Source organism: Secundilactobacillus paracollinoides DSM 15502 = JCM 11969, assembly GCF_001311135.1.
In the GTDB taxonomy this organism is placed as follows: domain Bacteria; phylum Bacillota; class Bacilli; order Lactobacillales; family Lactobacillaceae; genus Secundilactobacillus; species Secundilactobacillus paracollinoides.
The window spans coordinates 25,543-51,647 of sequence record NZ_BBAG01000019.1; the positions used below are offsets into that span (position 1 = coordinate 25,543).

At 46.9% G+C, this 26,105-nt stretch carries 25 protein-coding genes, 4 pseudogenes and 1 riboswitch; of the genes and pseudogenes, 14 read left to right on the plus strand and 15 right to left on the minus strand.

The annotated features are described in order from the left end of the window. Positions 1-2: 2 nt before the first annotated feature. Entirely contained in the window at positions 3-1,253 is a 1,251-nt protein-coding gene (locus JCM11969_RS07870; RefSeq protein WP_054710173.1) for a chloride channel protein, read from the minus strand. Positions 1,254-1,628: 375 nt separating this feature from the next. Then, positions 1,629-2,815: pseudogene (locus tag JCM11969_RS07875) on the minus strand (NADH-dependent flavin oxidoreductase). Between the two features lie 127 nt (positions 2,816-2,942). On the opposite strand from JCM11969_RS07875, the gene JCM11969_RS07880 reads away from it, so the two are divergent. After that, complete coding sequence (locus tag JCM11969_RS07880) at positions 2,943-3,353, plus strand: winged helix-turn-helix transcriptional regulator (RefSeq protein WP_054710176.1); 411 nt, start codon at positions 2,943-2,945, stop codon at positions 3,351-3,353. A gap of 46 nt (positions 3,354-3,399) precedes the next feature. Here JCM11969_RS07880 and JCM11969_RS07885 read toward each other — a convergent pair whose 3' ends face one another. Both JCM11969_RS07885 and JCM11969_RS07890 read right to left on the minus strand, forming a co-directional pair. Beyond that, entirely contained in the window at positions 3,400-3,879 is a 480-nt protein-coding gene (locus JCM11969_RS07885) for an AP2 domain-containing protein (protein WP_054710179.1), read from the minus strand. Between the two features lie 275 nt (positions 3,880-4,154). Beyond that, positions 4,155-4,820 (minus strand): hypothetical protein, encoded by a 666-nt coding sequence (locus JCM11969_RS07890; protein ID WP_054710181.1) that lies wholly within the window; start codon positions 4,818-4,820, stop codon positions 4,155-4,157. Between the two features lie 248 nt (positions 4,821-5,068). Here JCM11969_RS07890 and JCM11969_RS07895 point away from each other — a divergent pair, with 248 nt between their 5' ends. The 3 genes from JCM11969_RS07895 to apf all read left to right on the plus strand — a co-directional run bounded on the left by JCM11969_RS07895 (position 5,069) and on the right by apf (position 6,955). Next, a complete protein-coding gene (locus JCM11969_RS07895) occupies positions 5,069-5,389 on the plus strand; it encodes a MazG-like family protein (protein ID WP_054710184.1) in 321 nt (106 codons plus the stop codon). After that, the gene (locus JCM11969_RS07900; RefSeq protein ID WP_054710188.1) at positions 5,386-5,862 is read left to right on the plus strand and encodes a GNAT family N-acetyltransferase; all 477 of its coding nucleotides are present in this window, start codon (positions 5,386-5,388) and stop codon (positions 5,860-5,862) included. Before JCM11969_RS07895 ends, JCM11969_RS07900 begins: the two co-directional genes overlap by 4 nt. Positions 5,863-6,313: 451 nt before the next feature. Then, positions 6,314-6,955 (plus strand): aggregation-promoting factor, encoded by a 642-nt coding sequence (gene apf / locus JCM11969_RS07905; protein WP_054710192.1) that lies wholly within the window; start codon positions 6,314-6,316, stop codon positions 6,953-6,955. A gap of 462 nt (positions 6,956-7,417) precedes the next feature. On the opposite strand, the gene JCM11969_RS07910 is transcribed toward apf, so the two are convergent. Further along, complete coding sequence (locus JCM11969_RS07910) at positions 7,418-7,795, minus strand: hypothetical protein (RefSeq protein ID WP_054710195.1); 378 nt, start codon at positions 7,793-7,795, stop codon at positions 7,418-7,420. Between the two features lie 223 nt (positions 7,796-8,018). Between JCM11969_RS07910 and JCM11969_RS07915 the strand changes: the two genes are divergently transcribed. Both JCM11969_RS07915 and JCM11969_RS07920 read left to right on the plus strand, forming a co-directional pair. Continuing rightward, positions 8,019-9,458 (plus strand): MFS transporter, encoded by a 1,440-nt coding sequence (locus tag JCM11969_RS07915; RefSeq protein WP_404814722.1) that lies wholly within the window; start codon positions 8,019-8,021, stop codon positions 9,456-9,458. 8 nt (positions 9,459-9,466) lie between these two features. Then, positions 9,467-10,153: a YjjG family noncanonical pyrimidine nucleotidase gene (locus JCM11969_RS07920; RefSeq protein WP_225353184.1), complete on the plus strand. Its 687-nt coding sequence runs from the start codon at positions 9,467-9,469 to the stop codon at positions 10,151-10,153. Between the two features lie 593 nt (positions 10,154-10,746). On the opposite strand, the gene JCM11969_RS07925 is transcribed toward JCM11969_RS07920, so the two are convergent. The 3 genes from JCM11969_RS07925 to JCM11969_RS17710 form a co-directional block, all read right to left on the minus strand. Next, positions 10,747-11,343 (minus strand): AEC family transporter, encoded by a 597-nt coding sequence (locus tag JCM11969_RS07925; RefSeq protein ID WP_369523215.1) that lies wholly within the window; start codon positions 11,341-11,343, stop codon positions 10,747-10,749. Then, positions 11,237-11,656, minus strand: a complete 420-nt coding sequence (locus tag JCM11969_RS20385) for an AEC family transporter (RefSeq protein ID WP_369523214.1) — start codon at positions 11,654-11,656, stop codon at positions 11,237-11,239. The genes JCM11969_RS07925 and JCM11969_RS20385 overlap by 107 nt, the downstream gene beginning before the upstream one ends. A gap of 344 nt (positions 11,657-12,000) precedes the next feature. After that, a complete protein-coding gene (locus JCM11969_RS17710) occupies positions 12,001-12,159 on the minus strand; it encodes a hypothetical protein (protein ID WP_156319303.1) in 159 nt (52 codons plus the stop codon). Between the two features lie 116 nt (positions 12,160-12,275). Between JCM11969_RS17710 and JCM11969_RS07930 the strand changes: the two genes are divergently transcribed. The 3 genes from JCM11969_RS07930 to JCM11969_RS07940 all read left to right on the plus strand — a co-directional run bounded on the left by JCM11969_RS07930 (position 12,276) and on the right by JCM11969_RS07940 (position 14,852). Next, the gene (locus JCM11969_RS07930) at positions 12,276-13,250 is read left to right on the plus strand and encodes an asparaginase (protein ID WP_054710204.1); all 975 of its coding nucleotides are present in this window, start codon (positions 12,276-12,278) and stop codon (positions 13,248-13,250) included. 72 nt (positions 13,251-13,322) lie between these two features. Beyond that, positions 13,323-14,489, plus strand: a complete 1,167-nt coding sequence (locus JCM11969_RS07935; protein ID WP_054710207.1) for a hypothetical protein — start codon at positions 13,323-13,325, stop codon at positions 14,487-14,489. 12 nt (positions 14,490-14,501) lie between these two features. Then, complete coding sequence (locus JCM11969_RS07940) at positions 14,502-14,852, plus strand: hypothetical protein (RefSeq protein WP_054710211.1); 351 nt, start codon at positions 14,502-14,504, stop codon at positions 14,850-14,852. Positions 14,853-15,078: 226 nt separating this feature from the next. Here JCM11969_RS07940 and JCM11969_RS07945 read toward each other — a convergent pair whose 3' ends face one another. Next, a complete protein-coding gene (locus JCM11969_RS07945) occupies positions 15,079-15,918 on the minus strand; it encodes a DegV family protein (protein WP_054710215.1) in 840 nt (279 codons plus the stop codon). Positions 15,919-16,079: 161 nt separating this feature from the next. Here JCM11969_RS07945 and JCM11969_RS07950 point away from each other — a divergent pair, with 161 nt between their 5' ends. Together JCM11969_RS07950 and JCM11969_RS07955 are read left to right on the plus strand one after the other, a co-directional pair. Then, positions 16,080-16,277: a hypothetical protein gene (locus JCM11969_RS07950; protein WP_156319304.1), complete on the plus strand. Its 198-nt coding sequence runs from the start codon at positions 16,080-16,082 to the stop codon at positions 16,275-16,277. 12 nt (positions 16,278-16,289) lie between these two features. Next, positions 16,290-16,795: pseudogene (locus tag JCM11969_RS07955) on the plus strand (O-acetyl-ADP-ribose deacetylase). Between the two features lie 177 nt (positions 16,796-16,972). On the opposite strand, the gene JCM11969_RS07960 reads toward JCM11969_RS07955, so the two are convergent. After that, the gene (locus JCM11969_RS07960) at positions 16,973-17,155 is read right to left on the minus strand and encodes an LBP_cg2779 family protein (protein ID WP_173585416.1); all 183 of its coding nucleotides are present in this window, start codon (positions 17,153-17,155) and stop codon (positions 16,973-16,975) included. Between the two features lie 666 nt (positions 17,156-17,821). On the opposite strand from JCM11969_RS07960, the gene JCM11969_RS07965 reads away from it, so the two are divergent. The 3 genes and pseudogenes from JCM11969_RS07965 (at position 17,822) to JCM11969_RS07975 (ending at position 20,538) form a co-directional block, all read left to right on the plus strand. Continuing rightward, the gene (locus JCM11969_RS07965; RefSeq protein ID WP_054710224.1) at positions 17,822-18,442 is read left to right on the plus strand and encodes a C40 family peptidase; all 621 of its coding nucleotides are present in this window, start codon (positions 17,822-17,824) and stop codon (positions 18,440-18,442) included. 284 nt (positions 18,443-18,726) lie between these two features. Next, positions 18,727-19,597, plus strand: a pseudogene (locus JCM11969_RS07970) (bifunctional 5,10-methylenetetrahydrofolate dehydrogenase/5,10-methenyltetrahydrofolate cyclohydrolase). A gap of 305 nt (positions 19,598-19,902) precedes the next feature. Beyond that, positions 19,903-20,538: a hypothetical protein gene (locus JCM11969_RS07975; protein ID WP_054710227.1), complete on the plus strand. Its 636-nt coding sequence runs from the start codon at positions 19,903-19,905 to the stop codon at positions 20,536-20,538. 22 nt (positions 20,539-20,560) lie between these two features. Here JCM11969_RS07975 and JCM11969_RS07980 read toward each other — a convergent pair whose 3' ends face one another. From JCM11969_RS07980 to JCM11969_RS08000, 5 genes and pseudogenes are all read right to left on the minus strand, one after another. Continuing rightward, a complete protein-coding gene (locus tag JCM11969_RS07980) occupies positions 20,561-20,914 on the minus strand; it encodes a hypothetical protein (RefSeq protein WP_054710230.1) in 354 nt (117 codons plus the stop codon). Positions 20,915-20,979: 65 nt separating this feature from the next. Then, positions 20,980-21,642, minus strand: coding sequence for an energy-coupling factor transporter transmembrane component T family protein (locus tag JCM11969_RS07985; RefSeq protein ID WP_054710233.1), 663 nt, complete (start codon positions 21,640-21,642; stop codon positions 20,980-20,982). Then, on the minus strand, positions 21,639-23,078 hold the full coding sequence (locus JCM11969_RS07990) for an ABC transporter ATP-binding protein (RefSeq protein WP_054710237.1): 1,440 nt from the start codon (positions 23,076-23,078) through the stop codon (positions 21,639-21,641). Before JCM11969_RS07990 ends, JCM11969_RS07985 begins: the two co-directional genes overlap by 4 nt. Before the next feature lie 15 nt (positions 23,079-23,093). Further along, positions 23,094-23,666: an ECF transporter S component gene (locus JCM11969_RS07995; protein WP_054710239.1), complete on the minus strand. Its 573-nt coding sequence runs from the start codon at positions 23,664-23,666 to the stop codon at positions 23,094-23,096. Positions 23,667-23,776: 110 nt separating this feature from the next. Then, positions 23,777-23,866, minus strand: a riboswitch (TPP riboswitch). Between the two features lie 49 nt (positions 23,867-23,915). Further along, positions 23,916-25,147: pseudogene (locus JCM11969_RS08000) on the minus strand (MFS transporter). Positions 25,148-26,105 lie beyond the last annotated feature (958 nt).

The following is a 26,105-nucleotide window of genomic DNA, read 5'->3' on the forward strand; positions in this document are numbered from 1 at the left end:
GCTTAATCTTTAGCAGGTTTCAAAACCCAAGTCGATACCAGCATCGCCAGACTGACGCCAATGGCGAGCGGCAACAGTGCTGAGTAATTCAAATGACTGACTTCAAACAACATGAAGAGGGCCATTAACGGCGCCTGTTGTGATGAGGCAAGCAGGGAACTTGCGCCTAAGACGCCACATTGCCAGATGGAGACGCCAGGAATAAAGAGGCTTGCGCAAAAGCCAATGGCGGTTCCAATGACTGCACCAACTGAAATTGATGGGGTCAGCGTCCCACCGGCAGCGCCTGCGCGCAACGTAAACGTCGTCACCAGTGCCTTCGCGAGGGCACCTAGTAAGAAGATCCAAATCAAACTTGCTGATTTGTTGTCTAGTGCAGTCTGCGCTAATGCTCGGCCATTCCCCATGATCTCTGGGTAATGCATGGCAATCAGACCGGTAATCAACCCCATGAGCGGCAATTGCCACAAAAGATTGTTGTTTCGAGTCTGCTTGGCGCCGGCCCACTTGAAGCCCTTTCGGAAGTAGGCACCGGCAAGACCACTAATGGGGCCGATGACAAGAACCAGAACAACAGATTTCAGCGTGAAATCGCCGGTTCCAACGGCGTAGTAAGGCCGAAACCCTTTGAGGATTGCGCCCATTAACATCGCGATGACAGACATGGTCAGACTAACCATTACGGCACGTTTCGTGATTTTTTTGTAGAGAATTTCCAGGCAAAACAGTGCCCCGGTAATTGGGGCGATGTAGACTCCGGCAAATCCGGCACCAGCTGCAGCCGCAACCAGCAACCGCCGATCGTCCTCGGTCAACTCGACCTTGTACACGCGCTTTAAGAAGCGTTGCCAAGTTTGAGAGATCATGGCACCTAATTCTCGTGGTGCCAGTTCACGGCCAACTGAGCCACCAGTGGCGACGTAGAAGATCTGCGTCATGACGTGAACGATCGTTGTCCACACCGGCATGTCTTCACCGTCAACACCCTTTGCAAGGCTAACAGTTGGGCGCATCCGAGTGCGCATCAGCCACCAAACGATAGCCGCGATGATGCCGCCAATGAAGACGGATAGCAGCCGGTGAGTCGGTGAGACTAACCAGGAATAGGGATGAAATTCGTTTTCATTAAAACTCAAAAACAGTCGTTCAATCACATTTAAAAATAATCCCAGACAAAGGGAACCCGCCCCAACGACGACCCCCAACACAACAGTCGAAATGGCCATTGTTAGATTTTCGTGTTCCTTTAACATAAGTTCAACATCCTTTGACGCGGCCCTGTGTAATCGGGCAGGACTGCGTCACATTCTTTAAATTTATACGCTAATCACTCATTATAGAGAGAACTGGGTCGAAATTCAAGAAAGGGTCATGCCCTAATGTGTTGACTAGTGGGTTGTGATGGCACTGATCAAGGAAAGATCGTTTTCAGGTATCCGGTTCCATTTTTGTGAGGCCGGCTTTTGATTGACTGACTTTTTTGAACGGTTATTTTTCCACAGTGCCACTTATTTTTTTAGAAAGTAAAAGGGATGACCATTAGTTGCTTGGTCATCCCTTTCATATGAATGGGGGTGTATCGTGAATGATGGGTGATCAGGAATCACAACCTGGGTAAATCGATTACTTTACAGCTTCTTTTCAAAACCCTCCATTGGTGCCATGGTGTTCTGGTAATCCTGGGCCTTATTTGCATCATTACTAAAGTGCATGACATCATGGAAGGACGTTTTCAGGTAAGTCTGCATGACACTCGGAATTGCCAGCTCATCCATGTCGTTTGGACTGATCTCAAAGCGCAAACTAGCGGCGTCACCGCTGGCCACTTTTTGCACCCACTGCGGCTCACGAAGCAATTCACGGCCAATAGCAACGAGGTCGCCACCGTCAGCTAACACTGCATTGGCATCTGCCGGCGTTTCAACCGAACCGATACCGATCAGCGGAATGGTGCCATTAGTATGAGCAGCAAATTGCGACAGGAGTGTTTTTGTATTGGTCTTATCGTTCAACGACGTCCGCTTATAGTTCCCCATTGAAAGGTGCAGGTAATCGATCTTGTCCTTGACCTGATCGACGAAATACAGGGAATCTTCAAGCGGATGCCAGGATTCTCAATTTCCTCTGGCGAGATTCGGTAGCCTAGCAAGAATGGTCGGTCGGCGTATTTCTTAATTGCTGACTTTGCGGCATCGATCACTGCCAACGCAAAATTCATGCGTTTCTCACGCGAACCACCCCAGTTGTCTGTGCGCTGGTTTGAGTTAGGTGAGAAGAACTGCTGTAACAGATAGGTGTTGGCACCGTGTAATTCAACGCCGTCAAACCCGGCTGCAATGGCGCGGCGAGTTGCCTCGCCAAAGTCGACGATCAATTGCTGGATCTCGTCTTCAGTGAGAGCACGGGGTGTTTCAGAGTCGGGTGGGTAAACGGCTGCTACCGCACTGGCACTCACTGGCTGGTCACCACGGAGAATATGGTGGTTCGACTTTCTGCCGGCGTGAAAAATCTGCATAATGGCCTTGGTACCGTTTTGGTGCAGGGTGCGGGCAAGCTTGGTCAGGCCAGGAATCATATCATCGCTCGCAACTGAGAGTTCGCCTTCGAAGCCCTTGCCAGAATCGGCAACGTTTGCCACCGCGGTAATGACCATTCCTGGTCCGGCAGCCCGGGCAGCGTAGTAGTTCAGCTCATCGCTGGTGACCATCCCGTTATAGAAACTGGTCATGGTCGTCATGGGCGACATCACGACCCGGTTCTTCAGTGTGAGACCGTTGTTAAATTGAAACGAGGATAAAAATTGGTTAGTTGTCATCGTCATTACCTCTCCACTTGTTATTTTGGTGATGCAAGTGTTAGTATAGTGGCTACACAATAACAAACAAGTACGTACTATTTAGTGCGATAGTACCCAAAAAGTAACTAATGACTCATATCAGGGATTGGAGGAGGCAGGTCATGAAAAAAATTATCGCATTGGTGTTGAAGCAACGTTGGAAGTCATTGGTGGCAAATGGAAACCGATGATTTTGTGCTATCTCGGCAATGGCCCCATTCGCACCGGGGAATTGAAACGCAATTTGCCGAACATCACCTCGAAGATGTTGACACAACAACTGCGTGAACTCGAGGCGGATAAGATCATCAGTCGGAAAGTGTACTCTCAGGTGCCACCCAAGGTGGAGTATGCCCTGACGGATGATGGCCGGACCCTGCGGCAACTGCTCGTTGATATGGCTGAATGGGGCGAACACAGGGTTCATGAGCGTCAAGCGGCTGGTGAGGATGTTGCCTTACTGCATGAAGACCACGGCGGTTATTTGAACTTTGAGCCAATCACGACCGAAGCATAGTATCAAAAAGACCCTGCGAACAGTGATGTTCGTAGGGCCTTTTTACTTAGTGCTGAGCCACCTGCTCTTGAGGGGTCAGGTAGCGTAATTCTGCTTGTCGTCGTGCTTCGACGGCATTGGCTTTGTTATCAAAAGTCTTATTGAGGACGTAGCGGCCCTTAAAGTAGATCCGGGCGATCCAACGGTCTTGTTTTTGGTCATAGCTGACGCCGGTAATGCCGCTGCTGTTATTCTTGCGGCGGTCGGTCGCACGGGGATGCCACGTTTTTTCTAATGGCTTCCAGTTGCCGATAAATTGTCGTGTTTTTGTATTATTACGAATAAGTTCCCGGGAACGCTGCTTGCGGATACACCCACAACTAAGGGTGCGTCCGGTACGTAACAGGTGCCCGTCAACAACACATTTATTCCCGCAGTCACACTGACAATACCAGGTGATGTTCCCGTTACTTAACTTACCAGCTCGTTTGATCACGACCAAACGTCCGATTCGGTGACCGGACATATCGATCATTCTTTGACTCAAAATGTTCACTCCTTAGCTAATGAACGCCAGCGGTTCCGACATTTAGGGCGTAAATATCGACCGCAGTTACAGACAGTAGTTAACCTATAACAATTCCAGACTATCATTATAAGACTTATTCGAATGCTTGACTAGCGCAATAGTTGCGTTGCGAAATAATTTAACCCAAACTTAAGATACGGGACATTAATAACTATAATGTTGCAAATTATCATTGCTGCGTATTTTTCAAAGCAATAAAAAACGCCCCTGGCTGGACGTTTTCATCGTGATGCTTATTTCAGATCAAAGGCGGTGACAACCTGCTTAGCAACCTTTGTGGCATATGTGTTGGCTGCCTTTTTAAGCGCTGCTTGGTAATCAGAGTCCGTAATATCAGTCTTTTGTGCCTTAGCTTCGGTGTTTGCTGCCGTTGTAAAGACCTTAGTGATCGTCGGTTTTGTAAACTTGGTTGCATAAGTTGATGCGGGATTTTTCGTCGTTCTTGTGAACGTATACGTGGTTCCCTTTGTGCTGACTGCCCGGCCGTTACGGTAGTTGGTCAGTTTTGCGGTATACGTGGTGCTGCTCTTCTTATTAAGGTAAAGATAGTAGTTCTTTGTCCCAACCTTACCAGCGCTAGAGAGCGTGTGGAAACGCGCAGTGAATTTCGTTCGATTATTTGTGATTGTATTTTTCGTTGGCAACATGACCGCAACTTGAGGGGCCTTAAAGTCGCCCATAATGATCACGCGGGCAGTACCGGATTTAACTTTCACATTAGCCCACCTAAAGGCAAACCCTGCTTTGTCGCTTTTGAAATAACCTGTGGGTCCCTTAACATCCGTTTTTGAAAAGACGGATGAGGCGTGTGCAGTTGCTGGCTGATGCAGAACTGTGGCGCCAATCCCGATAGTGACAAGAACAGCGGCAATACCCTTTAATAAACGGTGCATTTTCATAATTTTCCTCCCTATGAAGCCCCTTAATATGCCCAAAGCGTACCATAGAACGATAGGGATAACAACATCAACTCGCTAAGAAATAAAAGATTTATTAAACAAAATGTGACTATAATTGTATATAAACAGCAAGGCGGCTGTTCTGTCGGCGTGGCTGGATGGTCACACATCGTGCAATCATTTTCGTAAGACCGATAGATTCGTCGACCTAGCATGGTATAGTTGAGGGTAACCAAGGAGGTGACGATGTGTCAGATTTAATGAAACAAATTCGGTTAGCCGCTGAACAGGAACCTAAAACGGTGTCCCAACAGTTCTTGAAATTAATGGAAGAAGTTGGCGAATCCAGTCAGGCTTACCTATCAAGCCAGCATGCGTCTGGCAGTGGGTATAAGCAGCTCACGACTGCGAATACCAAGGAAGAATTGACGGACGTGCTATTGGTGACGTTGGCAATCCTCCATAAGTTAGGGACAACGGATGAGGAATTAGCAACATTAGTATCAACTAAAACGGCCAAGTGGTTATCAAAACAGGATCACTTGACCTCAAAGAAGGATGACAAATGACCAAACAGATTACCTACATACAAGCCAGGACAGCAACTGAGTTTGAAATTGCTAAAAAATTGACCTTAGCGTATTCCAAAACACTCAATCTGGACCTGTCGTTTCAGAATTTTCAAGAAGAAATTGCGAGCCTTGATACCCGCTATAATGGTCCAAAAGGCGCATTGTTGATTGCGGAGATTGACGGTCAACCGGCTGGCGTGGTGGCTGTTCACGAATTTTCGGAAGGCGTTGCCGAGTTAAAACGGCTCTACGTTGATCCCAATTTTCGACAATTCGGACTTGGCGCAGAGCTGGTCGAACGCATCATTGCGATTGCGACTGATAAGGGGTATCAACGTATCCGGTTGGATACCTTACCAACAATGACTGGTGCTCAGAAGATCTATCGGGCACTCGGCTTCCACGCAATCGAAGCCTATCGGTATAACCCTGTTGTTGGAACTTTATTTCTTGAAAAAACACTGGCGTAGCTTGTTCTAGCGGTCCAAATTGGATTCTGCCACTCATATTTGAAGCAACTTGATCGTCGACTTAATCGTTAAGTTGGCGATTTTTATTGCAGTGATTCGTTATCCAAACCTATTTTTTAGGTAATCATGAGAAGGTTAGTCACTGACATAAACCGCAGTCCAATGGGCATTGTCAAACAGAATTTAGTCAGATGTTGCGTATTAGGATTCATTAAAACGGATGAAAAACTAATCAAATCCTTAATTTTATGAAATATAGGACGAAATAGCGGTATTTGTGCAATTAAAACGATTTATCTAGTCATTTTGCCGTTAATTTATGACAAATTATGACAGTTTGAAGATTTCTTGAAATGGTTGCGGTTGAACTGTAATACCATACATATTTGCCTGTAACGTTGGGTCTGTAGTATAGGCATCATCAATTAAACAAAAGGAGTTTTCAACTTACATGAAAAAATTATTACTGGCAACACTAGGTGCAACGGCAATTTTCGCAGCAGGGCTTGGGTTCAACGCAACCACAGCAAGCGCTGATACACGGGTTACTGTTAAGTCCGGTGATTCTGTATGGCAGATTGCTCAGGACAACAATTCAACGATCAACGCGATCGAAACGGCAAACAGCATTTCAAACCACATGATCTATGTTGGCGAAGTGTTAACCATTCCTGATGGCACAACGTCATCAAACACGTACAGCACCCAGTCAGCTACTGTTAACAACAGTGCTAACTATAGTAATAGCACCCAGTCAACGACCGGTTATACTGGCTCAACTACTGGGACAACGTCAACAACCAGCAACTACATGCCAAGCACGACCACTTCAAGCAACACAACGACGTCATCATCATCGTCAACGTCTAGCTCAGATGCTTCTGCAAAGGCGTGGATCGCAAACAAGGAATCAGGCGGTTCATACACAGCAACCAATGGCTCATACATTGGGAAGTATCAATTAAGTGCGTCATACTTGAACGGTGACTATTCAGCAGCTAACCAGGAAAAGGTTGCCAACCAGTACGTCTCATCACGGTACGGTTCATGGTCAGCAGCGAAGTCTTTCTGGGAAGCTAATGGATGGTATTAGAGTGTGGAAGCAGGCGGTTAGAGGGCGGAGCCTAAGTAACTTTCGGGATCAAATTCCGGGTTTGGATTTGGTACCGGAAGTTGCTTAGGCTCCGCCCTCTGCCTGCTGGAACACGTTTCGGCTATGAGCCTAGAAGTCTCGATTGAACGAAATCTATAAAGCTTTAACTAAATTAAAAGTGCGTCTTCAGTAGTAATTCTTACTGGAGGCGCACTTTTTACGTTTGGCTGGATTTTAAGTTAATTGTTGAAATAGGTTTGTTGGCGAGAATTTCTTGATTACTTGGATCGAGCACCTCTGGTCAACATGAGGCAGTTTACGTCCGAAAGTCTGATCCGGACACTCTGGGGTTTCGCAGTCAGAGTAGTCCTAGCTACTGCGCTCCCTTGTTATCTAGACTAAACGAGTTTCGCAAGGCAAACGCCCGTTACACAGCGCCCCTAAACCGCCTTGCTCCACTCTCTACCCATGTCTCACCGACCGATGCCCCCCTGATCTCCTACCTTTAAGCACTTTACGCTTATATTTTGTTCGAGCATTGTCCGCCTCGAACTTAAAGTGGCGCATTTTTCCCGCGTATGGTTGGCCGTTCATTCTTGTTCTTAGCCAGGTGTGCATGGCATCCACCATTTGTTCGGCATTTTTTACCTGGACATCCTGATGTGCTGCCTTTGCTGTGGGGATGATATCGTCTTCAATTTGTTTGACTAATTTTTGATGATAGGCAATCAGCTCCATGGTCAGCGGCGCTTGAACGTACTGGTTAAAGAGACCTTCGATGTAGCACAGCGCGTCCTTGGCGTCCTTTGGCTGATAGAAACGATTATCAGGTTCAGTCATTTTAGTGTGCCTCGTTTCTTAGAAAATTTAGGTCATTTAAAACAAAATCGTGTGTAAATTCGTTTATATAGGTGTAATCACCTCATAATACTTCCCAAGTATCATAGCTATCCGTCATGAAAATGTCAAAATATACCGGTCTAATAGACTTGACTTGGAGACGTTGTCAAGCGTACATTAATTATCTAGAATCAAAAAAATGTTCAGAAAAAGGGGTGTCGTAGTGGCTGAAAAAAGCTATTTAGAAGACGAAAATGTCCAAAAACATCGCTGGCTGATTTTGACGGCAACGGGGCTGTTTACCTTTATGTCGACGTTGGATGCCAGTATTGTAAACGTGGCATTACCCGTGATCAGTCGGGATCTTAAGGTACCGATGAACCAGTCCGAGTGGGTCGTTTCCATCTATCTTATTGTTATCTGTGCTTTGCTATTATTGTTCGGAAAACTCGGTGATTCGCTGGGGAAAATTCGTATCTTTAGAATTGGGACAGGATTGTTTGTGGTTGGGTCGCTTCTAGCCGGTTTTAATGGCAGCTTTCCACTGTTATTAGGCGCACGGGTCGTTCAAGCGCTTGGCGCATCGATGACTATGGCGAACAGTAACGGCATCGTTACGGAAGTCTTTCCGTTTAATGAACGTGGTCGCGCATTAGGCACGATTGGGTCCTTTGTGGCCTTAGGGTCGATTGCCGGTCCTGGGATTGGTGGCCTCGTGCTGGCACACTTGAGCTGGGGCTATATTTTTTGGATCAACGTCCCGGTTGGTATTTTGACGATTCTGATTGGACGGGCAATTTTTCCAAAGGATATCACGATGTCGCATGAAAAGATTGACCGCAGCGGCGCGACCAGCATGGCATTGCTGATGGTATCCTTCTTTGTTGCCATTTTCCTTGGGCAGGAAGTTGGGTTCACGAACCCGTGGATCCTTGCGCTGTTTGCGGTTGCCATTATTGTTGGTTACTGGTTTGTGCACACCGAAAATCGGTTGGAAAAACCGTTATTATCGTTTACACTATTTAAGAATCGAGAATTTTCAATCAGTTTATTATGTGGGTTTCTGATCTTCATTACAAACTTCTTTTTCAACGTCATTGCGCCGTTCTATTTAGAAAATGCCCGCGGGTTAAAGCCCAATATGGCAGGGTACATTCTGATGATTTTCCCAATTGTTCAGGTGATCGTGGCACCAGTAGCGGGGACGCTTTCTGATAAAATTGGTCCGGAGATGATCACGTTTGTTGGCCTGTGTTTCATCTTAATCAGCCAAGTCGGTTACATGCTAACGAGTCTAAGTACACCGCTTTGGCTGTTTACGGCCAACATCGGCTTAGTTGGACTTGGCAACGGGATCTTTCAGGCACCAAACAACACGATCGTTATGAACGCCGTGGCACCGAAAGACCTGGGTGTTGCTGGCGGGATGAACGCGCTTGCACGAAATCTCGGGATGGTGATCGGCATTTCGAGCGCAACCACGGTGTTATTTGCTGCCATGAGCCATTACGAAGGGCGGCATGTGACGACCTATGTCGCTGGTCGACCGGATATTTTTATCTACGGGATGCACATTGCATTCTGGCTGGCCATCGTGATTTGTGCAGTGGCAACGGTGATTACGGGATACCGGATGTTTAGTCGAAAACATAAACTGGCTTAGAAGGCCTCATGATGCGTTATCAAACACTCTTATTTGATGTTGACGATACTCTTTTTGATTTTCAAGCAGCGGAGAAACAGGCTGTTATCCATCTTTTTCAAGATTTAAACCTTCCATTGAGTTCAGAAACTTATGCTTATTACCATCAACTGAATGAATCGCTTTGGCGGCAATACGAAGTGGGGCAGATCACACGACCAGCGCTACTGGTCAAACGATTCCATGATTTATTTGCGCACATGGGACACTCAGAAGTTGATGATTCGCGTGCTGAAAGACTATACCGGGACCACCTCGCTGAGGGGCATGAGCTTGAACCGGATGCCCTGCAGTTGATTACTGATTTAAAGCCTAATTATGAGTTGTACGTTGTCACAAATGGCGTGGCGGCGACGCAGCGGAAACGATTAGCGGATGCGCACGTCAACGGTTATTTCGAGAACGTCTTTATTTCCGAAGTACTAGGCGCACAAAAACCAGAACCAGAATTTTTCGAACTGGTGGCGGACCAAATTCCTAACTTTGATAAATCTAAGACACTTGTGATTGGTGATTCACTTACCTCAGATATTAAGGGCGCAAATGGGTTTGATTTGGATTCAGTTTGGTTCAATCCAAATGGGGTTAACAACCAGACTGATACGCAACCGACTTATGAGATCTCGAAGTTGTTAGAGTTGGAAACAATAGTGTAGTGGCGAGTGTGGAAGAAGGCGGTTAAGGCGCAGAGTTACTCACATGGTCGCCTCTTGCCTTCTGGAATATTTTCCATTGTTGGGTTATCAAAGTAGCACTTTAATGTCGCTTCGTTCGGAAGCCAGCAGGTGTCATGGACCCTGTCAACTGATTGTTACTGTACTTAGCAGATTGTGCGAAGCATCGATGACAAGAGGCTTACCAGCAGTCGAGGGGGATTCACCTCGGACTCGGTTTAACGCAAATGTGATGCTTAACTAACGGTAAAAATAAGCTCAATATCAGTGGAATGGAACAATTTGGCACGGCGCTGTGGTGTCGACATCAGTTAGCGACCGTCCTTGGGTCGGTTACTGATGTGCGAGACGATGAAGATCCATTCGAGAGCTGCGCAGCAGAAATCGAATTAGCTTTATCGCGAGCCACGACAGTGCCGTGCCAAATTGCGGAATGCAACGGACTATCACTTAACATTATTCTGGAACGCGTTTCGGCCACGAAGACAAGAAAGCTACTAAACTTATCGTACAAGCCAAACTAAAAAATGGTCATCGCCAAACAAAGCGATGACCATTTTATTACCCCAGACATCCTAGCTCAATGCCAAAAGGAAAACAGCGAGCGTCACGAACGAGCAAACGGTACTCCAAAACTGCGTCGAAGCGAGTTCGGATTCATTAACGTTGAACTGAATTGCAAGTGTGGTAGGCATGGTTGCCGTTGGAATTGCCAGCGTGAGCACAACTAAGCGTTGCAACTCAGACGTTGCCCCCAACGCCAGCATAATTGCCCAGACAACGAGCGGAAACAGGATATTCTTTGAAAAAACAGTGCCCACAATAGCTTTATTAACTAAGATCTTCCGGGTGAATAAGACGATCCCGGTGGCGAAAATAGCTAATCCACCGGCGCCCTTGCCCAACAGTTCAAAGGAACCGCTGAGTTCTTCGGGCATTTGCCAGCCAAGCAATGCGAGAATAAAACCGAGCAGTGCGGCAGCGACAAGCGGCTTTTTTAACGTGCCAAGGAGCCGTGACCCGAGACTGGCATCACTGCTGAGGGTGGCAAAAACGGTCGGAGGATCAGAATATTGATAATGAGGGTACAGACACCAATTGTAATGGCACTTTGTGAGGCGCCGAAATAAGCGGCAGAATGGCAGAGCCGATGAAGGGCACGGAGGGATCAGCGACCGACATTGCGCGCAGTGTTGCGATATGTAGTGAGGTGTGAAAAAGATACCGATTCATGATGAGAAAGATGATGTAGCAGCCAACCATGCTACAAAGCAGCCAGACACCCAAGGGAATATCCTTGATGATGATTTTTCTGGGCGTACTCCAAATACCCGAAAAGACGCTTAGTGGGAGCATGAAGTTCATGACTAATCGGACAAAGACCTGACTATCGTGATCGTCAAAAAAGTTCTGAGCAGCTGCAAAATATCCTAATGCAATGGTCACGATGATCGGTAACAACGCAAAAATTAAAGTTTTTAACACAGTGACATCTCCTCTCGACTTCTTAATGTAAAATTATACAACTAACGATTTAAATTACAAGATTATGAAAGAATATTAGATAATCTCATTTTTATTTAATCACGGTTCTTGAGGAGATTTTCTGATAATTCGTGATTACTTAACTTTTATTTTAAAACAAATTGGGGTGGCGTTACGTCTTTATTGAGTAGACACACAAAAGATGAGGTGAATGCTCTGGGCGATTGGAGTAAAAATACGGGCCCCAACCAGAAATGAATAAAATAATATTATGAGAATAATATTTGATACTAACAAAAAACCGCCAAGGCCATTGGCGGTATCATTTGGCGCTGCGTTAAAAATTAATGGGACCGGTGGAACAGGTGCTTCAGGCCGTCAGTTGCCCACTGAAAAATGGGTCCCCAGTTGGCAAAACCACCCGAGCTTGGCTGCGGCTTAATGTGGACTTTGATTTTGGGCAACCCGCCCTTGGGTTGGTTGTTATCAGGTGTACTCGGCATTTGGTGCGCCTCCGTCTCATCACAGGATTTTACTCTATTTTAACCCACTTTTGCCAAAAGGCGGGTAAAATACGTTATTGTAAGGATAATTCAATTCGAAAACCACGAGGTTAATGATGAAAACAATTTTAGCAATTCATACAGGCGGCACCATTTCGATGTCGCAAAACGAAAAGGGTGAAGTTGTGCCCAACGCAGAGAATCCAATCGCTAAGGAAGCCACCATTATAAATGGCCAGGTGAACCTGATTACGGATGAACTCTTTAATTTACCATCACCGCACGTTACGCCATCCGTAATGCTCCAGATCAAGCAGCGCATCGACCGTGCCGTTACTGAAGGCGTTGACGGTGTCGTCATCACCCACGGGACTGATACCCTGGAAGAAACGGCCTATTTCTTGGATTTAACACAGACGAGTGATATTCCCATTGTGCTGACCGGGGCCATGCGGTCGTCAAACGAGATCGGTTCAGACGGTCTGTATAATTTTCAGAGTGCCATCATGGTTGCGGCCACGCCGGAATCACAAGGCAAAGGTGCGCTGGTGGTCATGAACGATGAGATCCACACTGCGCGCTATGTCACAAAAACGCATACGACGAACGTGGCAACGTTTCGGACGCCAACGTTCGGTCCCATTGGCGTGGTCGCTAAGGGGAAGGCACAGTACTTCCAGGAATTAATTCAACAGGGGACTTGCGATATTGATCACGTTGACGACAACGTTTTCTTGATCAAGGCCTATGCTGGTATGGATGGTACGCTGTTCAACGCCATCGCAACGCCTGAGACTAAGGGACTTGTGATTGAGGGCCTTGGTGCCGGTAATCTGCCACCCGCAACCTTGCCTGCCATCGAAAAACTTCTGGCGCTCAGAATTCCAATTGTGTTGGTATCACGCTGTTATAATGGTGTAGCCCAGGACATTTACGACTATGAGGGCGGCGGCATTGAACTGACTAAAATGGGCTTGATCCTCTGTCAGGGACTAAACGGCCAAAAAGCCCGGATCAAATTACTTGTTGGGCTCAGCGGCGGGTTGACCGGTGACCGGTTAAAAGCGTTTGTTAGTAACGCAATTTCGTAGTTATTCTAAGTATTTAGGACTCAGATGTGCTATCATAGCTGTTTGAGAATAATTAAAAGAAGGTGAGACAATTTGAATTCAATCGTAAACGATTTAAGGTTTGCGTTGCAACGCGAAGCCTTAGTAAACGTCTATCAGCTGAATCAAAACGTTGTGTATACTGGGTACGTCAACATCATTGACGAGCTCAGTATCGTTTTGACCACGTTTGACGATAGCGGCATCGAGGACGGGGCTGTCTATTTGACCTTTGAAGCCATTGAATTTGTTGAGTTTGACAGCGATGACTTGGACAGTATGCGATTTCGAATTGAAAACGCACAGCAGTCTCACTTTGTGAGTTATGGTAAACTAACATCAGCGTTTAATTTAAAACGACCCCTGGTGCGCCAAGTGTTGGAAAATGCGATGGTCAATGAAAGTACCGTCATGGTGGTTGAACGCGACTCAGATAAATTTTACGAAGGCCAAGTGACCCGGATCTCAGACCACGATATGGATTTTCAGGTCTTTGATAAATTTGACCTTAGCGATAAGCCAAAATTAACCTTTGAATTTGCGGACCTGCTTCTTGTTGAGTTTGAAGGCAAGGAACTGACGCTTCAGACCGTTGCGATGGGCGTGTTTGAAAACATGCCCCCAGTGACGACCCACCTGGTTGAAAGCCAGACGAGGATCGTGGAAGCGCTGAAACACGCCGCAGAGATCAACGCACTGGTTTCCGTTAATCCGAAAGCTGACGAAGGCATGTTCTTTGTCGGGCGGGTCAATACTTTAACGTATGACACCGTTTTGATCAACTTAGTGGATATGGCGGGGCAGTTTGGCGGTTATTGGCTGACTAAATTGTCGGCTATACAACAGGTGATTACGCGGTCTGACTATCTGCAGGTGGTTGAGACCTTCATCAGCATTGATCAGCGGGTTGGCGTCACCAAACAACCTGGACTGAATGACGAGCGGCTGTTTGATCCGACCACGGATCTATTTTCAATGATTCTGGGCCAGTCAGTCGCCATGCGGCGGATCGTCCGGATTCAACTCCACGATTATCAGAGTATCACCGGTTATCTGAGTCGGTTAGATGATAAACAATTTATCTTCCACCAAGTTGAAGGGGGCATGATCATTGATCCGTTGGGGACCATGTTTGAGATTGCCGATGTCGATGAAGTGGCGTTTGACTATATGGATGCGCAGTTATTAGAAAAAGAATTACGTAATCAGGGCGAGTTGTAGGAGGAATTTGTTGTGGATCAGATATGGAAATGGTGGCAAAAACTACCAAAGTGGCTTCGGGATACGATTCAAGTGGTCATGGCAATGACGATTTTGCTGATTATTTACGACCTCGTTGCACCATTAATGACGCATAAACCGTATTCAATGAACATGGTGATCTCGTTTCCATTCCAGGTGATCCTCGGCTTCATTGTAGTGGCTGTTTATAACTATCTGAAATCGCGTTCACAGGCTAAAGAAAAGGCGGCCAAAGAACATGCAGCAGAGGTTGAACGGCTTAAGCAGGAAGAACAAACCAGACAACATTCCGAGAACCTGAAACGTAATCAGGCGAATGCGGCTAAGCAGCAGGACCGGTAATAGGGTTTTTGAATGCTGATTGTATAGAAAAAGAGCGTCATCAGCCGATTTGGGTTGATGGCGCTCTTTATTTTTTTGGCTTGACTGGCTTTCTAGTTTACCGTGCCGAAACGCGTTTCAGAAGGCAAGGGGGCGGCCATGTAAGGGACTCTGACACAAAATCCAGAACCGGGATTTTCCGTCAGAGTCCCTTACATTCTGCCCCTTAAGCGCCTTCTTCCACGCTCTAATCTGTATAAAACTCAACCGCCAACGCACCCAATCCCGTATACGTACTTATCACGGGGCCGGCCTCATGAATGGTTACCTCGGTATTCGGTAAACTCTCATGAATGCGATTGGCAATTTCACTTGCTTGCGTCAAGTTATCCACGTGGGTTAAGCCTACTTTTGCCGGTGATAGTAATTGAATGCGAGACACGAGTTCGTCGATCTGCTTATTTAAGAATCGCTTACCACGGCCCTTAGCAGCTACCTGCAACGCGCCATCCTTGAGTTCAGCAACCACCTTAATGTGCAGCAAATTGGCAATGCCACCAGCCGTTCGACTAAGTCGACCACCCTTGATCAGGTTTTCCAACGTGTTTAAAAACACATAGATTTCCGTATTTTGTCGATGCAGGTCAATGGCGTTGATGATATTTTCTAGTGGCGCGTGGTTTTTCGCCATTTTTGCAGCGGTGATGACCTGAAAGGCCAGGCCACGGTCAATGGACAACGAGTCAATGACGGTTACCTTTGTTTCGGAAATATCAGCCGCCTGCCGAGCAGCGTTCACAGTCCCGCTGAGATGGTGTGTCAGATTCAAACACAACACTTCATCGCCCGCATCGCCAATGTCGTTGAACACGTCAAGAAATTGGCCAATTGACGGTTGGCTTGTTTTTGGGAGTTCTTCATCACCAGTGAGGTGACTTAAAATTTCAACGTTTGTAATATCCTTACCGTCGTTTAAATACTCCTTATCGCCTAAGCGAACAATGAGCGGTACCACGGTAATGGGTAAATCAGCTAATTCTTCTTCGGTTAATTGCACGGTTGAATCCGTCACAATCTGGATACTCAATAGCGACACCTCGTTTTAAATGAATGACCTAAACTAATTAGTGATGCTGATTGGTTAATTGATGTCTATGCAGGTACTTTCAGCGCTCGTGGCGTTATAATAGGAGCATCAACACCGACCATTATACAGTAATTTGTCGGGAATACCAGATGCGAGGTTGAATGATGACAGAAAACGAAGAACACACTGAAGACACACCTGTGAAAGAAACTGCAGCAACGAAGAAAAAAATCGATCTTAACGCGTTGGCGATGAATCCAATGCAGGTGGGGATGGCGCGGATGAAGGCGCAAAAGAAGGGGGCTGCCTCGGATGAACCCGCTAAGGAAAAACGACACTGGTGGTCACGCCGAAGATAAGGGGATGACAGGATGGCAACCGTTCAAGTAGTTCAAGCAGACATTACAACGATACGGGTGGACGCAATCGTGAACGCCGCCAATACAGGATTAGTCGGAGGTGGTGGCGTGGATGGTGCGATCCATCGCGCAGCCGGGCCGCAATTGGATATCGCCTGTCGAAGATTGGGTGGTTGTCCAACCGGCGAGGCGAAGGTTACGCCTGGATTTGAGTTACCAGCCGAATCATCATCCATACGCCCGGACCAATTTGGCGTGACGGGTCGTTTGAGGAGCCCAAACTGTTGCGGGCCTGTTATGTGAATAGTTTAAAACGGGCTGTCGAAAATCATTGCCAGACGGTTGCCTTTCCGTCCATCAGTACAGGTGTTTACGGGTATCCGTTGAAACCAGCTGCAGAAATTGCGCTCACCACCATTCGTGCGTTTGATGCGCCACTTGATGTGCAGATGGTTTGTTTAGATGACCCGACGTATGCGGTTTATCGAGACGTATTTGCTGAACTTACAGCGAAATAGAGATAAAAATAAAGCGGTTTGCTGCGAGTGATTACTCGGGCAAGCCGCTTTTGTTCGGTTATTTGATTGGTTGGTGCGGTTGTTCCGGCTAGGTTGCTGTGATGTGCTTTCTTGGCCACCGTGTCGAAACGCGTTCCAGAAGGCAAGAGGTTGCACCTAAGCGACTTCAGACACGCTCTAATTAATAAACTTCGTCAACTTCGCCGTTTCTTCTGCAGTCGGTTGGCTTTCCATTGATTTAATGTTATGGAGTCGTTCGACCGTGATATGAAGATTCAGTGCGAGTTCAGTATCCGTCAAATTGTGCTTTTTTTGGTATCCAATGATTTTTTCAGCGATTGCGCTCATTTCTTGTTCCATAAGATCCCTCCACCTTTTGATTTGGTCTAACCTTATTATAGCCGATTTGGACGAGAAAGGACAATGATGCGTTGGAATGGGGGAATGGTGGGATTGAGAGCGGGGATGGTTGAGTCGTTTCTATGTGGATTTGTTGTTTATTGAAGGCGGTTAGGGTTTGTGGGATAAGAATCAGGCTTTTTTCTACCTAGGGCTTTTGGCAATGGTTTTCTAGCTTATATGGCCTCAACTTCGTCAGCAAGGCTGAGGGATACTTGGGTAAGCAACTTTAGTCAAATAAGTTAGGCTCGTACTTTTCTAACTAACCGGCTATTAGCCTCGAGACTAAACGTGTTCAGCAAGGCAAGGGGCGGCCATGTAACGGGCTCTGGCAAAAATGCCAAGTTCAGGCATTTCTGATAGGATGCGGTTTGGCGACGTGCTTTCCTGCTATATTGCCTAAACGTGTTCAGCAAGGCACGGGGCTAACGTGTAACGAACACTGACCAAAAAGTCAGGCCCAGACTTTTCGGTCAGTGTTCGTTACACACCGCCCCTGGACCGCCTTGCTTCACACTCTCTGTCACCAAATCATCACCTTCACGTAATCTTCTAGTTATCTTCACGAGTTATCATTAAATTGTTGCTATAATGAAACCTAAAGAAAATAATAGATGAGGTGTTCCTATGACTTTTAAAAAGACAGTTCTCGCACTTGCTGCGACCGTTGCTTTGTTTGGTGTTTCTACTGTGAGTGCGCATGCTGCTACCATTCAAGCATTGCCGAATCAGACTGAGACTCAAGCAGCTCATGATGCTGTTAATGCTGCTTCTGATAGCGAGACGAGCAGCGCAACGTCAACCACAACCAACAGCGCCGCAACTAGTACCAGTGCCGATACAACCAGTACCTCGACCACTAGCACCAGTGCCACAAGCAGTACGACGAAGAAAGTTGTCGCCTTGGCCAAGCAGCTTGCAACTGAGAACATTCCCTATGTTTGGGGTGGCGAATCCTTAAAGGGGATGGATTGTTCAGGTCTGACAGATTACGTTTATCAGCACGCAGCCGGTATCACACTTGGCCACTATACCGTTACCCAAGAATCTAAGGTGACTAAGGAAGCTGTTTCGGATGCCCAACCTGGTGATCTGCTTTTCTGGGGTAGTCAAGGTGCCAGTTACCACGTTGCTCTCTACATCGGCAATAACCAATACGTTGCCGCACCAGAACCTGGCGAAGATGTGCAGATCCAAACGATTAGCAGTTACTTTATGCCTAGCTTTGCGGGTAAGGTCAACGCCTAAGTCTTTAAATAATTAAAAAAGGCTCAGTCAAGTGAAGACTTGCTGAGCCTTTTTGCTTTTCGCTCATGATGGTTTCATTAATGGCCGAATTAAATGAGAAATGGCATATAATACGAATAATTATAATGAATATAGAATTAAAGTTTGTGTTTGACGATTGTTAAACTGGTTAATTTAGTGTATGATTGCACTGTAAGAAAATTGTTTCAGACCACTTTCTTAGTTTGAAACAAAATGAAAACGAGACGCCACTTTGACACTGCATAATGAGACTTGAGACACTGATGTTAATCGATGGTAAAGGGTTATCTAAGCAAATGGATGCGGCCATTATTGAAAAAGTGAATACGTTAAAAACAGCTGGTATCGAACCGAAACTCGCCGTGATTCTGGTCGGTCACGATCCAGCAAGTCAGATTTATGTTCGTAATAAGCATCGTAAAGCCAAACTGGTTGGGATTACCTCAATTGATAAGCGGATGCCTGAAACGACAACTCAGGATGAACTACTTGCGGTGATTCACGAGTACAACCGTGACGCCAGTATTCATGGGATATTAGTCCAATTGCCGTTACCCCAACAGATCGATGAATCGGCAATTATTCAAGCAATTTTACCGAGTAAGGATGTTGATGGGTTCAGCAGTGAACTTGGGCCGGTTATTTGAAGATAGTGCTGAAGCCTATCCAGTGCCGTGCACACCGCGCGGCATCATGACAATGTTGGACACTTACCACGTGCCGTTAGAAGGGGCACATGCTGTTATGGTCGGGAGCTCTAACATTGTTGGCAGGCCGCTTGGCGCCATGCTGCTCAATCGCAATGCCACGGTCAGTTATACCCATAAGTTTACCCAGGATCTCAGCGGTATTACCCGGACGGCTGATATTTTGGTCGTCGCAACCGGGGTGGCACACCTCATCAAGGGGCAAGATATTAAGCCTGGTGCCACAGTGATCGATGTTGGTATGGATCGCGATGAAAACGGAAAACTTGTTGGTGACGTGGATTTTGATGAAGCGGTTCAAGTTGCTGGAAAGATTACGCCTGTGCCGGGTGGGGTCGGCCCAATGACCATTACGACGCTGATGCAGCAAACCTTAGAGTTAGCAGAAGGTAAATTTAGTAAGACGCGCGAACGACAACACGTGTAAGACAATCATAGTCGTAACTTGCAAGAGGCCTTAAAGTTGTTGCTTTTGGGCCTCTTTTTTTGTGCCGTTTGCCAGTTGACATAGGACACCCGTCACATTTAATAAAATTGTGGTATATCAGTAATGGAAACCCTTACATTTTAATGAAATCTAGTCCTTGAAACCGTTATTTTCCACCCAACTAATGCTATAATTAAGGAGAGATGAAGACAAAGGAGGTGGGTAAGACCAATACTTGGTTATTACCGCGATTATGAAACCTATTTTGAAATTGATGGTACCACTCGCACTTAGTGTGCTCCTCGTTGGCTGCGGCAATTCCAGTCAATCAGGGTTCATCAAAAAAGGCTGAAACGCAAACGAGTCAGTCCACTAAGAAGTCAGACAAGACAACGACTTCGGCTGCGGATAAGGCGTCGTCCAGTTCGAATGCGTCAACCAGTGCTTCTTCCGATAGTAACAGTGACGCGAACTACCGGGTGGAATCCTCGTCTACCACAAACGCAGCAAGCACGAGTTCTGCTGATACAAGTTCTGACGTAACCACCAGCCAATCGGCCGACCAAACCAGTTCTGCAACACAAACGCATACGGTTTACCAGAGTACACTTACGGAACGGATCTATCGCTTATTAAGCGGTGCATACGCCCGTCAGGATCTGATCATGCAGATCAGTCAGTCCAGTCCTAACATCTATACCGTTCAGGTGCGTGAAAACCATCAGTCACCGAACATGCGGGCGAAGTACGTTGATCCAAGTACAAGCCAACGGTTGCTTGGTTTAAAACAAATTCTACTGGGCAATTACTACGCTCCGATGACGGCGGTGCTACCTACTACGTTGTTGGTACGGCTTACTAATGTTAAAAATAAAGATAACACCTCATGCAAGAATCCAGCTGGACCCTTGCATGAGGTGTTATTTTCGTCTCGGTGTTGACCGGGTTGATCTAAGCTTAGGTCTACCATGATTGATGCCGATGGCGAACGGTGTCGCGCAGCTTGAACATGGATAGAATAAAAGCGTAGAAGGCGACAAAAGCGATGATGGCCCACAACCAATTCAGATGGGTTTGAATGAGAACAAAATAGCCAACCCCAAGCGAACTAATGGTGGTCAACACCAGTGAAAGTGTAAGTGAGTCGAGTCCGAAAAACGCGTGACCCACAGTAACGGCAATGGCGCCAGTGAAAACAATTTCAGCAGATTCGAGACTGCCAACATGGTAGAAAAGGGCACCAACTTCAAGGATGACACCGATAACGATCACGATAACACCAAATAACGTTGTAAACTTGAGTGAACTTTGTTTCATATCCATCACCTTCTTTTGTCATCATTATATAACTTTTTTGAAAACTGGGTTAGAAAATAATGAGATTACGGTAAATGAACGGCAAACAGCCCAACTTGAAGCACCAGTAGTGGCACAATGACGAGCACCCAATCCCACCATTTAATTGTGATAACAGTGAGGTGGGTTCTGGCCGCATCCTCGACAAAACCGTGGGATGTCATGGCATCAGCGAGGTTTTCAGACCAGTTCAGTGAGGCCAGGATGGCCTTGAAATATAACTGTGGCGACCAGAAATGTAAGACCTGGCCACGCATTTGCCCAGCGGCACGAATCGTTGCAACCTCACTGACGATTTTCGGCATGAGATTGAAAGCACCGAGAAAACCATAGGCAAATTTGCTGGGAACGTGCACGTTTTGTTCCAATGACATCACCAACGTTTGAATAGGGGTCGTTAACGTAGCAGCGGACCCTACAAAGACGTAGGCGTAGATCCGGGTGAACAAAACGGTGGCGAAGTGCACATTGTTGTCGCCACGGCCCTGCATCAACATGGCAACAGCCAGTGCCGTTGCCGGAATCAGTGGTACGAGCAGCAACAGGCCAACTCGTTTTAATGGGGTCCGGTGCCACAAAATGACAAGCAGCCCCAACACCGCCAGCACGACGTTGATCACCCACACGCTGGTGAATGAAATTTCAAGTGCAATCAACACCGCCAGCGCAAATTTAAATGTTGGGTTCATGACAGGGACTCCTCGTAAGTGAGCTGCTGATCGCGCAATTGAACGTGATAGTCGATCAGGTCTGCAATGCCGTACAGCTGATGGCTAACGATAATGTAGGTCTGATGGCAGTCGTGCGCAACCTGTTTCATCAGCACGATGACCTGTTGCATCGACCTGAAGTCCAATCCCGTAAACGGTTCATCGAATAACAAAATTGGCGTGCCCATCATCAGCATTTCAAGAATTTGCAGCTTCTTTTTCTGACCACCGCTCAGAGAATAGACGACGTGCTCAGCCATACCATCTAGCCGTAACTGGCGCAACATGGCTGGCAAGCGGTCTTTAAAGTACGCAGCTTGTTGACTGTTCTTCGTCGACAGTGCAAGCTCCTCTGCCATGGTGACGTTTAAAAATTGCTCTTCGGCGTCTTGAAACACGATGCCGAGATGGTGATAGAATTTGCGTTTCGCCCACTTATGAACTTCTTGATTTTTGACTTGAATGGAACCAGCGTACGGATGAAGCTTTGCCATCGCGTCAAGCAGTGTTGATTTACCGACGCCATTGGGGCCAGTCAGTAATGTAATCCGATTTTGATAGAACGTAAACTGATCCTGGTCAAGCAGCGTTCGGGTGCCGGCCGTTAATTTAAGGCCACTGAGTTGAATTGCTGGGTCTTCCGTTTGGGTTGGCAGTGCGAATGTTACCTGGTCGGTCTTACTCCGGCTGAAGTCCGCCAATCGCTGGTCTTTTTCAGCATCTGAAAGGCGTGTCAACGCGGTGCCGTCAGCATTCATCACGATCAGTTGGTCAATGTAGCGACCGTAATCTTCCAAATCGTGGTCGGCTAAAATTATCGTTTTATGCTGTTCACGTTGCAACTGAGAGAGTTTACCCAGCAACAGTTGGCGGGCCTCAGGGTCCACGCTGGCAAATGGTTCGTCGAGGAGAATCGTATCAGAATCCATTGCAACGATGACGGCAAGGGCCACCTTTTGTTTTTCACCGCCCGATAACGTGCTGAGCACGCGGTCGCGTAACGCTGTGATTTCAAGAAAATCCAGTGCCTTGTCGATGCGCGGCGGAATATCTGATGGGGCTAATTGTTGGTTTTCTAACGCAAAAATCAGTTCGTTTTCCACGGTATCCATTGCGAATTGCTGATTGGGATTTTGAAACATCATGGCCACCAATTGACTACGCTTCGTCGGCGTAATTGCTGACAATGGCTGGTCATTCAGCGTCAGCGTCCCGTGAGTTACTTTGCCGGAAAAGGCTGGGTACAACCCGGCAATGAGTTTCAAAAGGGTTGATTTACCAGACCCTGATGGCCCAGTGAGCAGGGTAAACGCGCCGTTCTTAAACGTCATCGAGAGATCGGTCAGCGTGGCCTTGGGTGTTTCATCCTCAGCAGTATATGCAAATGATAGGTGGTTAACAGACACGGTAGCCATTATAAAACCTCAATTCTAGCGAGTTTGTGTTTGCAACAGATGCGTACGGTCTAGCAGGTTGGTGATGGCTTTTGATAATAATCCGCCAAAGACCCACATTGAGATCAGCCGGATAATGAACAGCGCAATCAGTAAGCCGAAGTGGTAGCTGGCGTAACCGTTTCGTGCCATGTCCCAAGCAAAGGTGATGATCGTTGTCGTCAGCACACTCATGTTAAGACCTAACCAGTTGAAGTTCTTGTAGCCGGTAAAGGTAAACCCAAGTTCGGATGCAATCCCTTGGACAACGCCAGAGATCATCGTGCTAGCGCCCCATTGGCCGCCGAGAAACATCTCAACAACGGACCCTAAGAATTCACCAAGAAAGGCGGCACCGATTCGCTTGAAGATGATGCCGGCCAGGGGACCAGCCATGCACCAGACGCCCATGAGAATGTCGTTTGCAGCCGGTCCAAGGCCAACTGGCGTTAAAGCAACGGTCAAAATGTTATAGAGCGGACCGATCACCCAAAAAATAACACCGCAGAAGATCGCAATTAAAGCTAATAAGATAATGTCGCGTAAATGCCAAGCATTTGAACGTTTCATGATGATACCTCCTAAAATTTTTGGTACTAAACGAGATCTGACTGCAAAAAAAGGGCGCCTTCAGTTATCCTGAAAACGTCCTTTTGGCTTTTTATGATTTCAAAAATTGCACAGTTCATTCATTATTCTCCCTACGCTGGTACTGACCAGATCAGGTTCAATGGGTGTATCTCAGCCAAAAGGCACCCCAGATAACGTTTAGTTTAGCACCATTTTACACGGAAACGATTTCAAATGCAATCAACGACCCTAACCTTCATTAACTTGACCAAGTCTGCGAAGGCTTGGAATCGTCAACATGGTGATGAAGCTGATGACGTAGAGAACGGCCAGGAAGCCCATGACGACAGTCAGCGAGTAGCGGTCCATCAGGAAGCCAATGACGACGGATGAAAAACCACCGATTGCTCGACCAACATTGACGATCACGTTGTTAGCAGTTGACCGGATCTCCGTTGGATAAAGCCGGCTAATGACGGCACCATAACCGCCAAACATCCCGTTTGAAAAGAAGCCGAGAATTGCACCGGCAAACAGCAGGGTGAGTTCGTTAAACGCCAGCGTGATACCGAAGACAGAAACGGCTGAACATAACAGAAAGATGCCGAATGCACGCCGCGGTCCGAAGTAATCCAGAATAGAGCCAAACGTCAGCATCCCAATACTCATCCCGACAATTGTGGCAATCATCCAGAGGGAGGAGCCAGAAACGCTGAGACCGAGTTTTTGTTGCATGATAGAGGGCAACCAGTTCATCAGGCCAAAGTAGCCGGCAATTTGTACGATAACCATGACCATTAATGCAACGGATTGATAAGCGAGTTGCGGTGTCTTAAAAAGGGCGCTGATCCGAACCCGTTTCCGCGGATCTTTAACGGCGTTTTTAGCAGCAATAAACTCATCAGATTCGTGTAAGTGACGCCGAATAAAGTAGGTCAGCACCACTGGAATCAGCCCGAACAAGAACAGTGCCCGCCAGCCCAGCGTTGGGATGATCAACGACGCGCAAATTGCGGCTAAGATTGCCCCAATTTGACCACCGATGGCAGCAACCGAGGTCATTTTACCAATATTTTTGTGCTTGAAATTTTCTGCAATCAGCGTAATGCCGACACCGTATTCACCACCGGCACCGACGCCTGCTAAGAACCGGCAGGCATAGATGAGCGTGATGTTACTTGCAAAGTACATCAGCGCCGTTGCAATCGCAAAAATAAACACAGTGTGCGAAAATGTCCTGACCCGCCCAAACCGGTCCGCAATGACGCCAAACAAAATACCACCCGCTAACATCCCCAAATTGGTGATCGATGAAATCAATCCAGCTTGAGCACCGCTGATGTGTAATTCAGCGATGATCGACGAAAGTGCAAACGAGAGAAATAACACATCCATATTCTCCAAAGCAAATCCAGCTGACGTTGAGGCAATCGTCCACTTTTGTTGGTGGTTAACGCGTGGTCATGTACAGTTGTTTCCATATTCAATTCCTCCAAAATGAATGCTCACAGGCACTCGTTATTTTTGACGGCCACAACCGTCCTTTGTTGGTTGTATTGTGGCATAGATTTTTTGATCGTGCAACTATTATTTTGAGATAATGCGTTGCTTATTGGTGATTGTTGGGATGCTGGAAAGGGGTGGGCGAGTCCGTTGCATTCCGCAATTTGGCAGGCTGTCGAAGTGGCTCGCGATGAAGCTAATTCGATTCCTGCTGCGCAGCTCTCGAATGGATCTTCATCGTCTCGCACATCAGTAACCGACCAAAGTACGGTCGCTAACTGATGTCGACACCACGACAACCTGCCAAATTACTCCATTCCACTGACGTTGAGCTACCTTTTTACCATTAGCTAAACATCGCCATGGCGTTAGCCCTAGTTTGCGGAGAATCCGCCCTCAACTGCTAGTAAACCCATAGACAGCAATGCTTCGCACAATATGCTAGCCACTGGAAAGATTAATTAACAGGATTCATGACACCGCTTTTGAAGACTCACTAACCAAGAAGACCATGACAAGTATCATAGCGTAGTGGAGCCGGTCGGCATTGCAGGCTGTGGTGTCGGTGTTCGTTAGCGGCTGTCTTTTGGCCGGTTACGAACACGGGAGACGTAGGAGATCCTTGAATTTCGGACAAGACATTCAATAACTCCCCAGAGCGACCCACCTCAGCCTGCAGGGCCGACCGGCGGAACGGAGCGACATGTTAGCAGTATTTAACTCATTGAACAATGGACAAAATCAGCACACACCTGTTTTGCGACACACTTTGACCTTGACGCCTAAAATGTCCTGCGCTACACTGTCATAAAGAGTTCTTTAATTTAGCCCTGTGAGACTAAAAAGGTGACCGGAATAACCCACTGTTGTTACGCAACAGGTGGGATTTAATTGCAAACCGTTTAGCCGAGGGCTGGACGGTTTTTTCGAGTGTTT

What these genes read in the sequence shown, in the direction of transcription:
- JCM11969_RS07870 (WP_054710173.1), bottom strand. Translation starts at nt 1,253, where the DNA reads ATGTTAAAGGAACACGAAAATCTAACAATGGCCATTTCGACTGTTGTG.
- JCM11969_RS07890 (WP_054710181.1), bottom strand. Translation starts at nt 4,820, where the DNA reads ATGAAAATGCACCGTTTATTAAAGGGTATTGCCGCTGTTCTTGTCACT.
- JCM11969_RS07900 (WP_054710188.1), top strand. Translation starts at nt 5,386, where the DNA reads ATGACCAAACAGATTACCTACATACAAGCCAGGACAGCAACTGAGTTT.
- apf (WP_054710192.1), top strand. Translation starts at nt 6,314, where the DNA reads ATGAAAAAATTATTACTGGCAACACTAGGTGCAACGGCAATTTTCGCA.
- JCM11969_RS07910 (WP_054710195.1), bottom strand. Translation starts at nt 7,795, where the DNA reads ATGACTGAACCTGATAATCGTTTCTATCAGCCAAAGGACGCCAAGGAC.
- JCM11969_RS07920 (WP_225353184.1), top strand. Translation starts at nt 9,467, where the DNA reads ATGATGCGTTATCAAACACTCTTATTTGATGTTGACGATACTCTTTTT.
- JCM11969_RS17710 (WP_156319303.1), bottom strand. Translation starts at nt 12,159, where the DNA reads ATGCCGAGTACACCTGATAACAACCAACCCAAGGGCGGGTTGCCCAAA.
- JCM11969_RS07930 (WP_054710204.1), top strand. Translation starts at nt 12,276, where the DNA reads ATGAAAACAATTTTAGCAATTCATACAGGCGGCACCATTTCGATGTCG.
- JCM11969_RS07950 (WP_156319304.1), top strand. Translation starts at nt 16,080, where the DNA reads ATGATGACAGAAAACGAAGAACACACTGAAGACACACCTGTGAAAGAA.
- JCM11969_RS07960 (WP_173585416.1), bottom strand. Translation starts at nt 17,155, where the DNA reads ATGGAACAAGAAATGAGCGCAATCGCTGAAAAAATCATTGGATACCAA.
- JCM11969_RS07965 (WP_054710224.1), top strand. Translation starts at nt 17,822, where the DNA reads ATGACTTTTAAAAAGACAGTTCTCGCACTTGCTGCGACCGTTGCTTTG.
- JCM11969_RS07980 (WP_054710230.1), bottom strand. Translation starts at nt 20,914, where the DNA reads ATGAAACAAAGTTCACTCAAGTTTACAACGTTATTTGGTGTTATCGTG.
- JCM11969_RS07985 (WP_054710233.1), bottom strand. Translation starts at nt 21,642, where the DNA reads ATGAACCCAACATTTAAATTTGCGCTGGCGGTGTTGATTGCACTTGAA.
- JCM11969_RS07990 (WP_054710237.1), bottom strand. Translation starts at nt 23,078, where the DNA reads ATGGCTACCGTGTCTGTTAACCACCTATCATTTGCATATACTGCTGAG.
- JCM11969_RS07995 (WP_054710239.1), bottom strand. Translation starts at nt 23,666, where the DNA reads ATGAAACGTTCAAATGCTTGGCATTTACGCGACATTATCTTATTAGCT.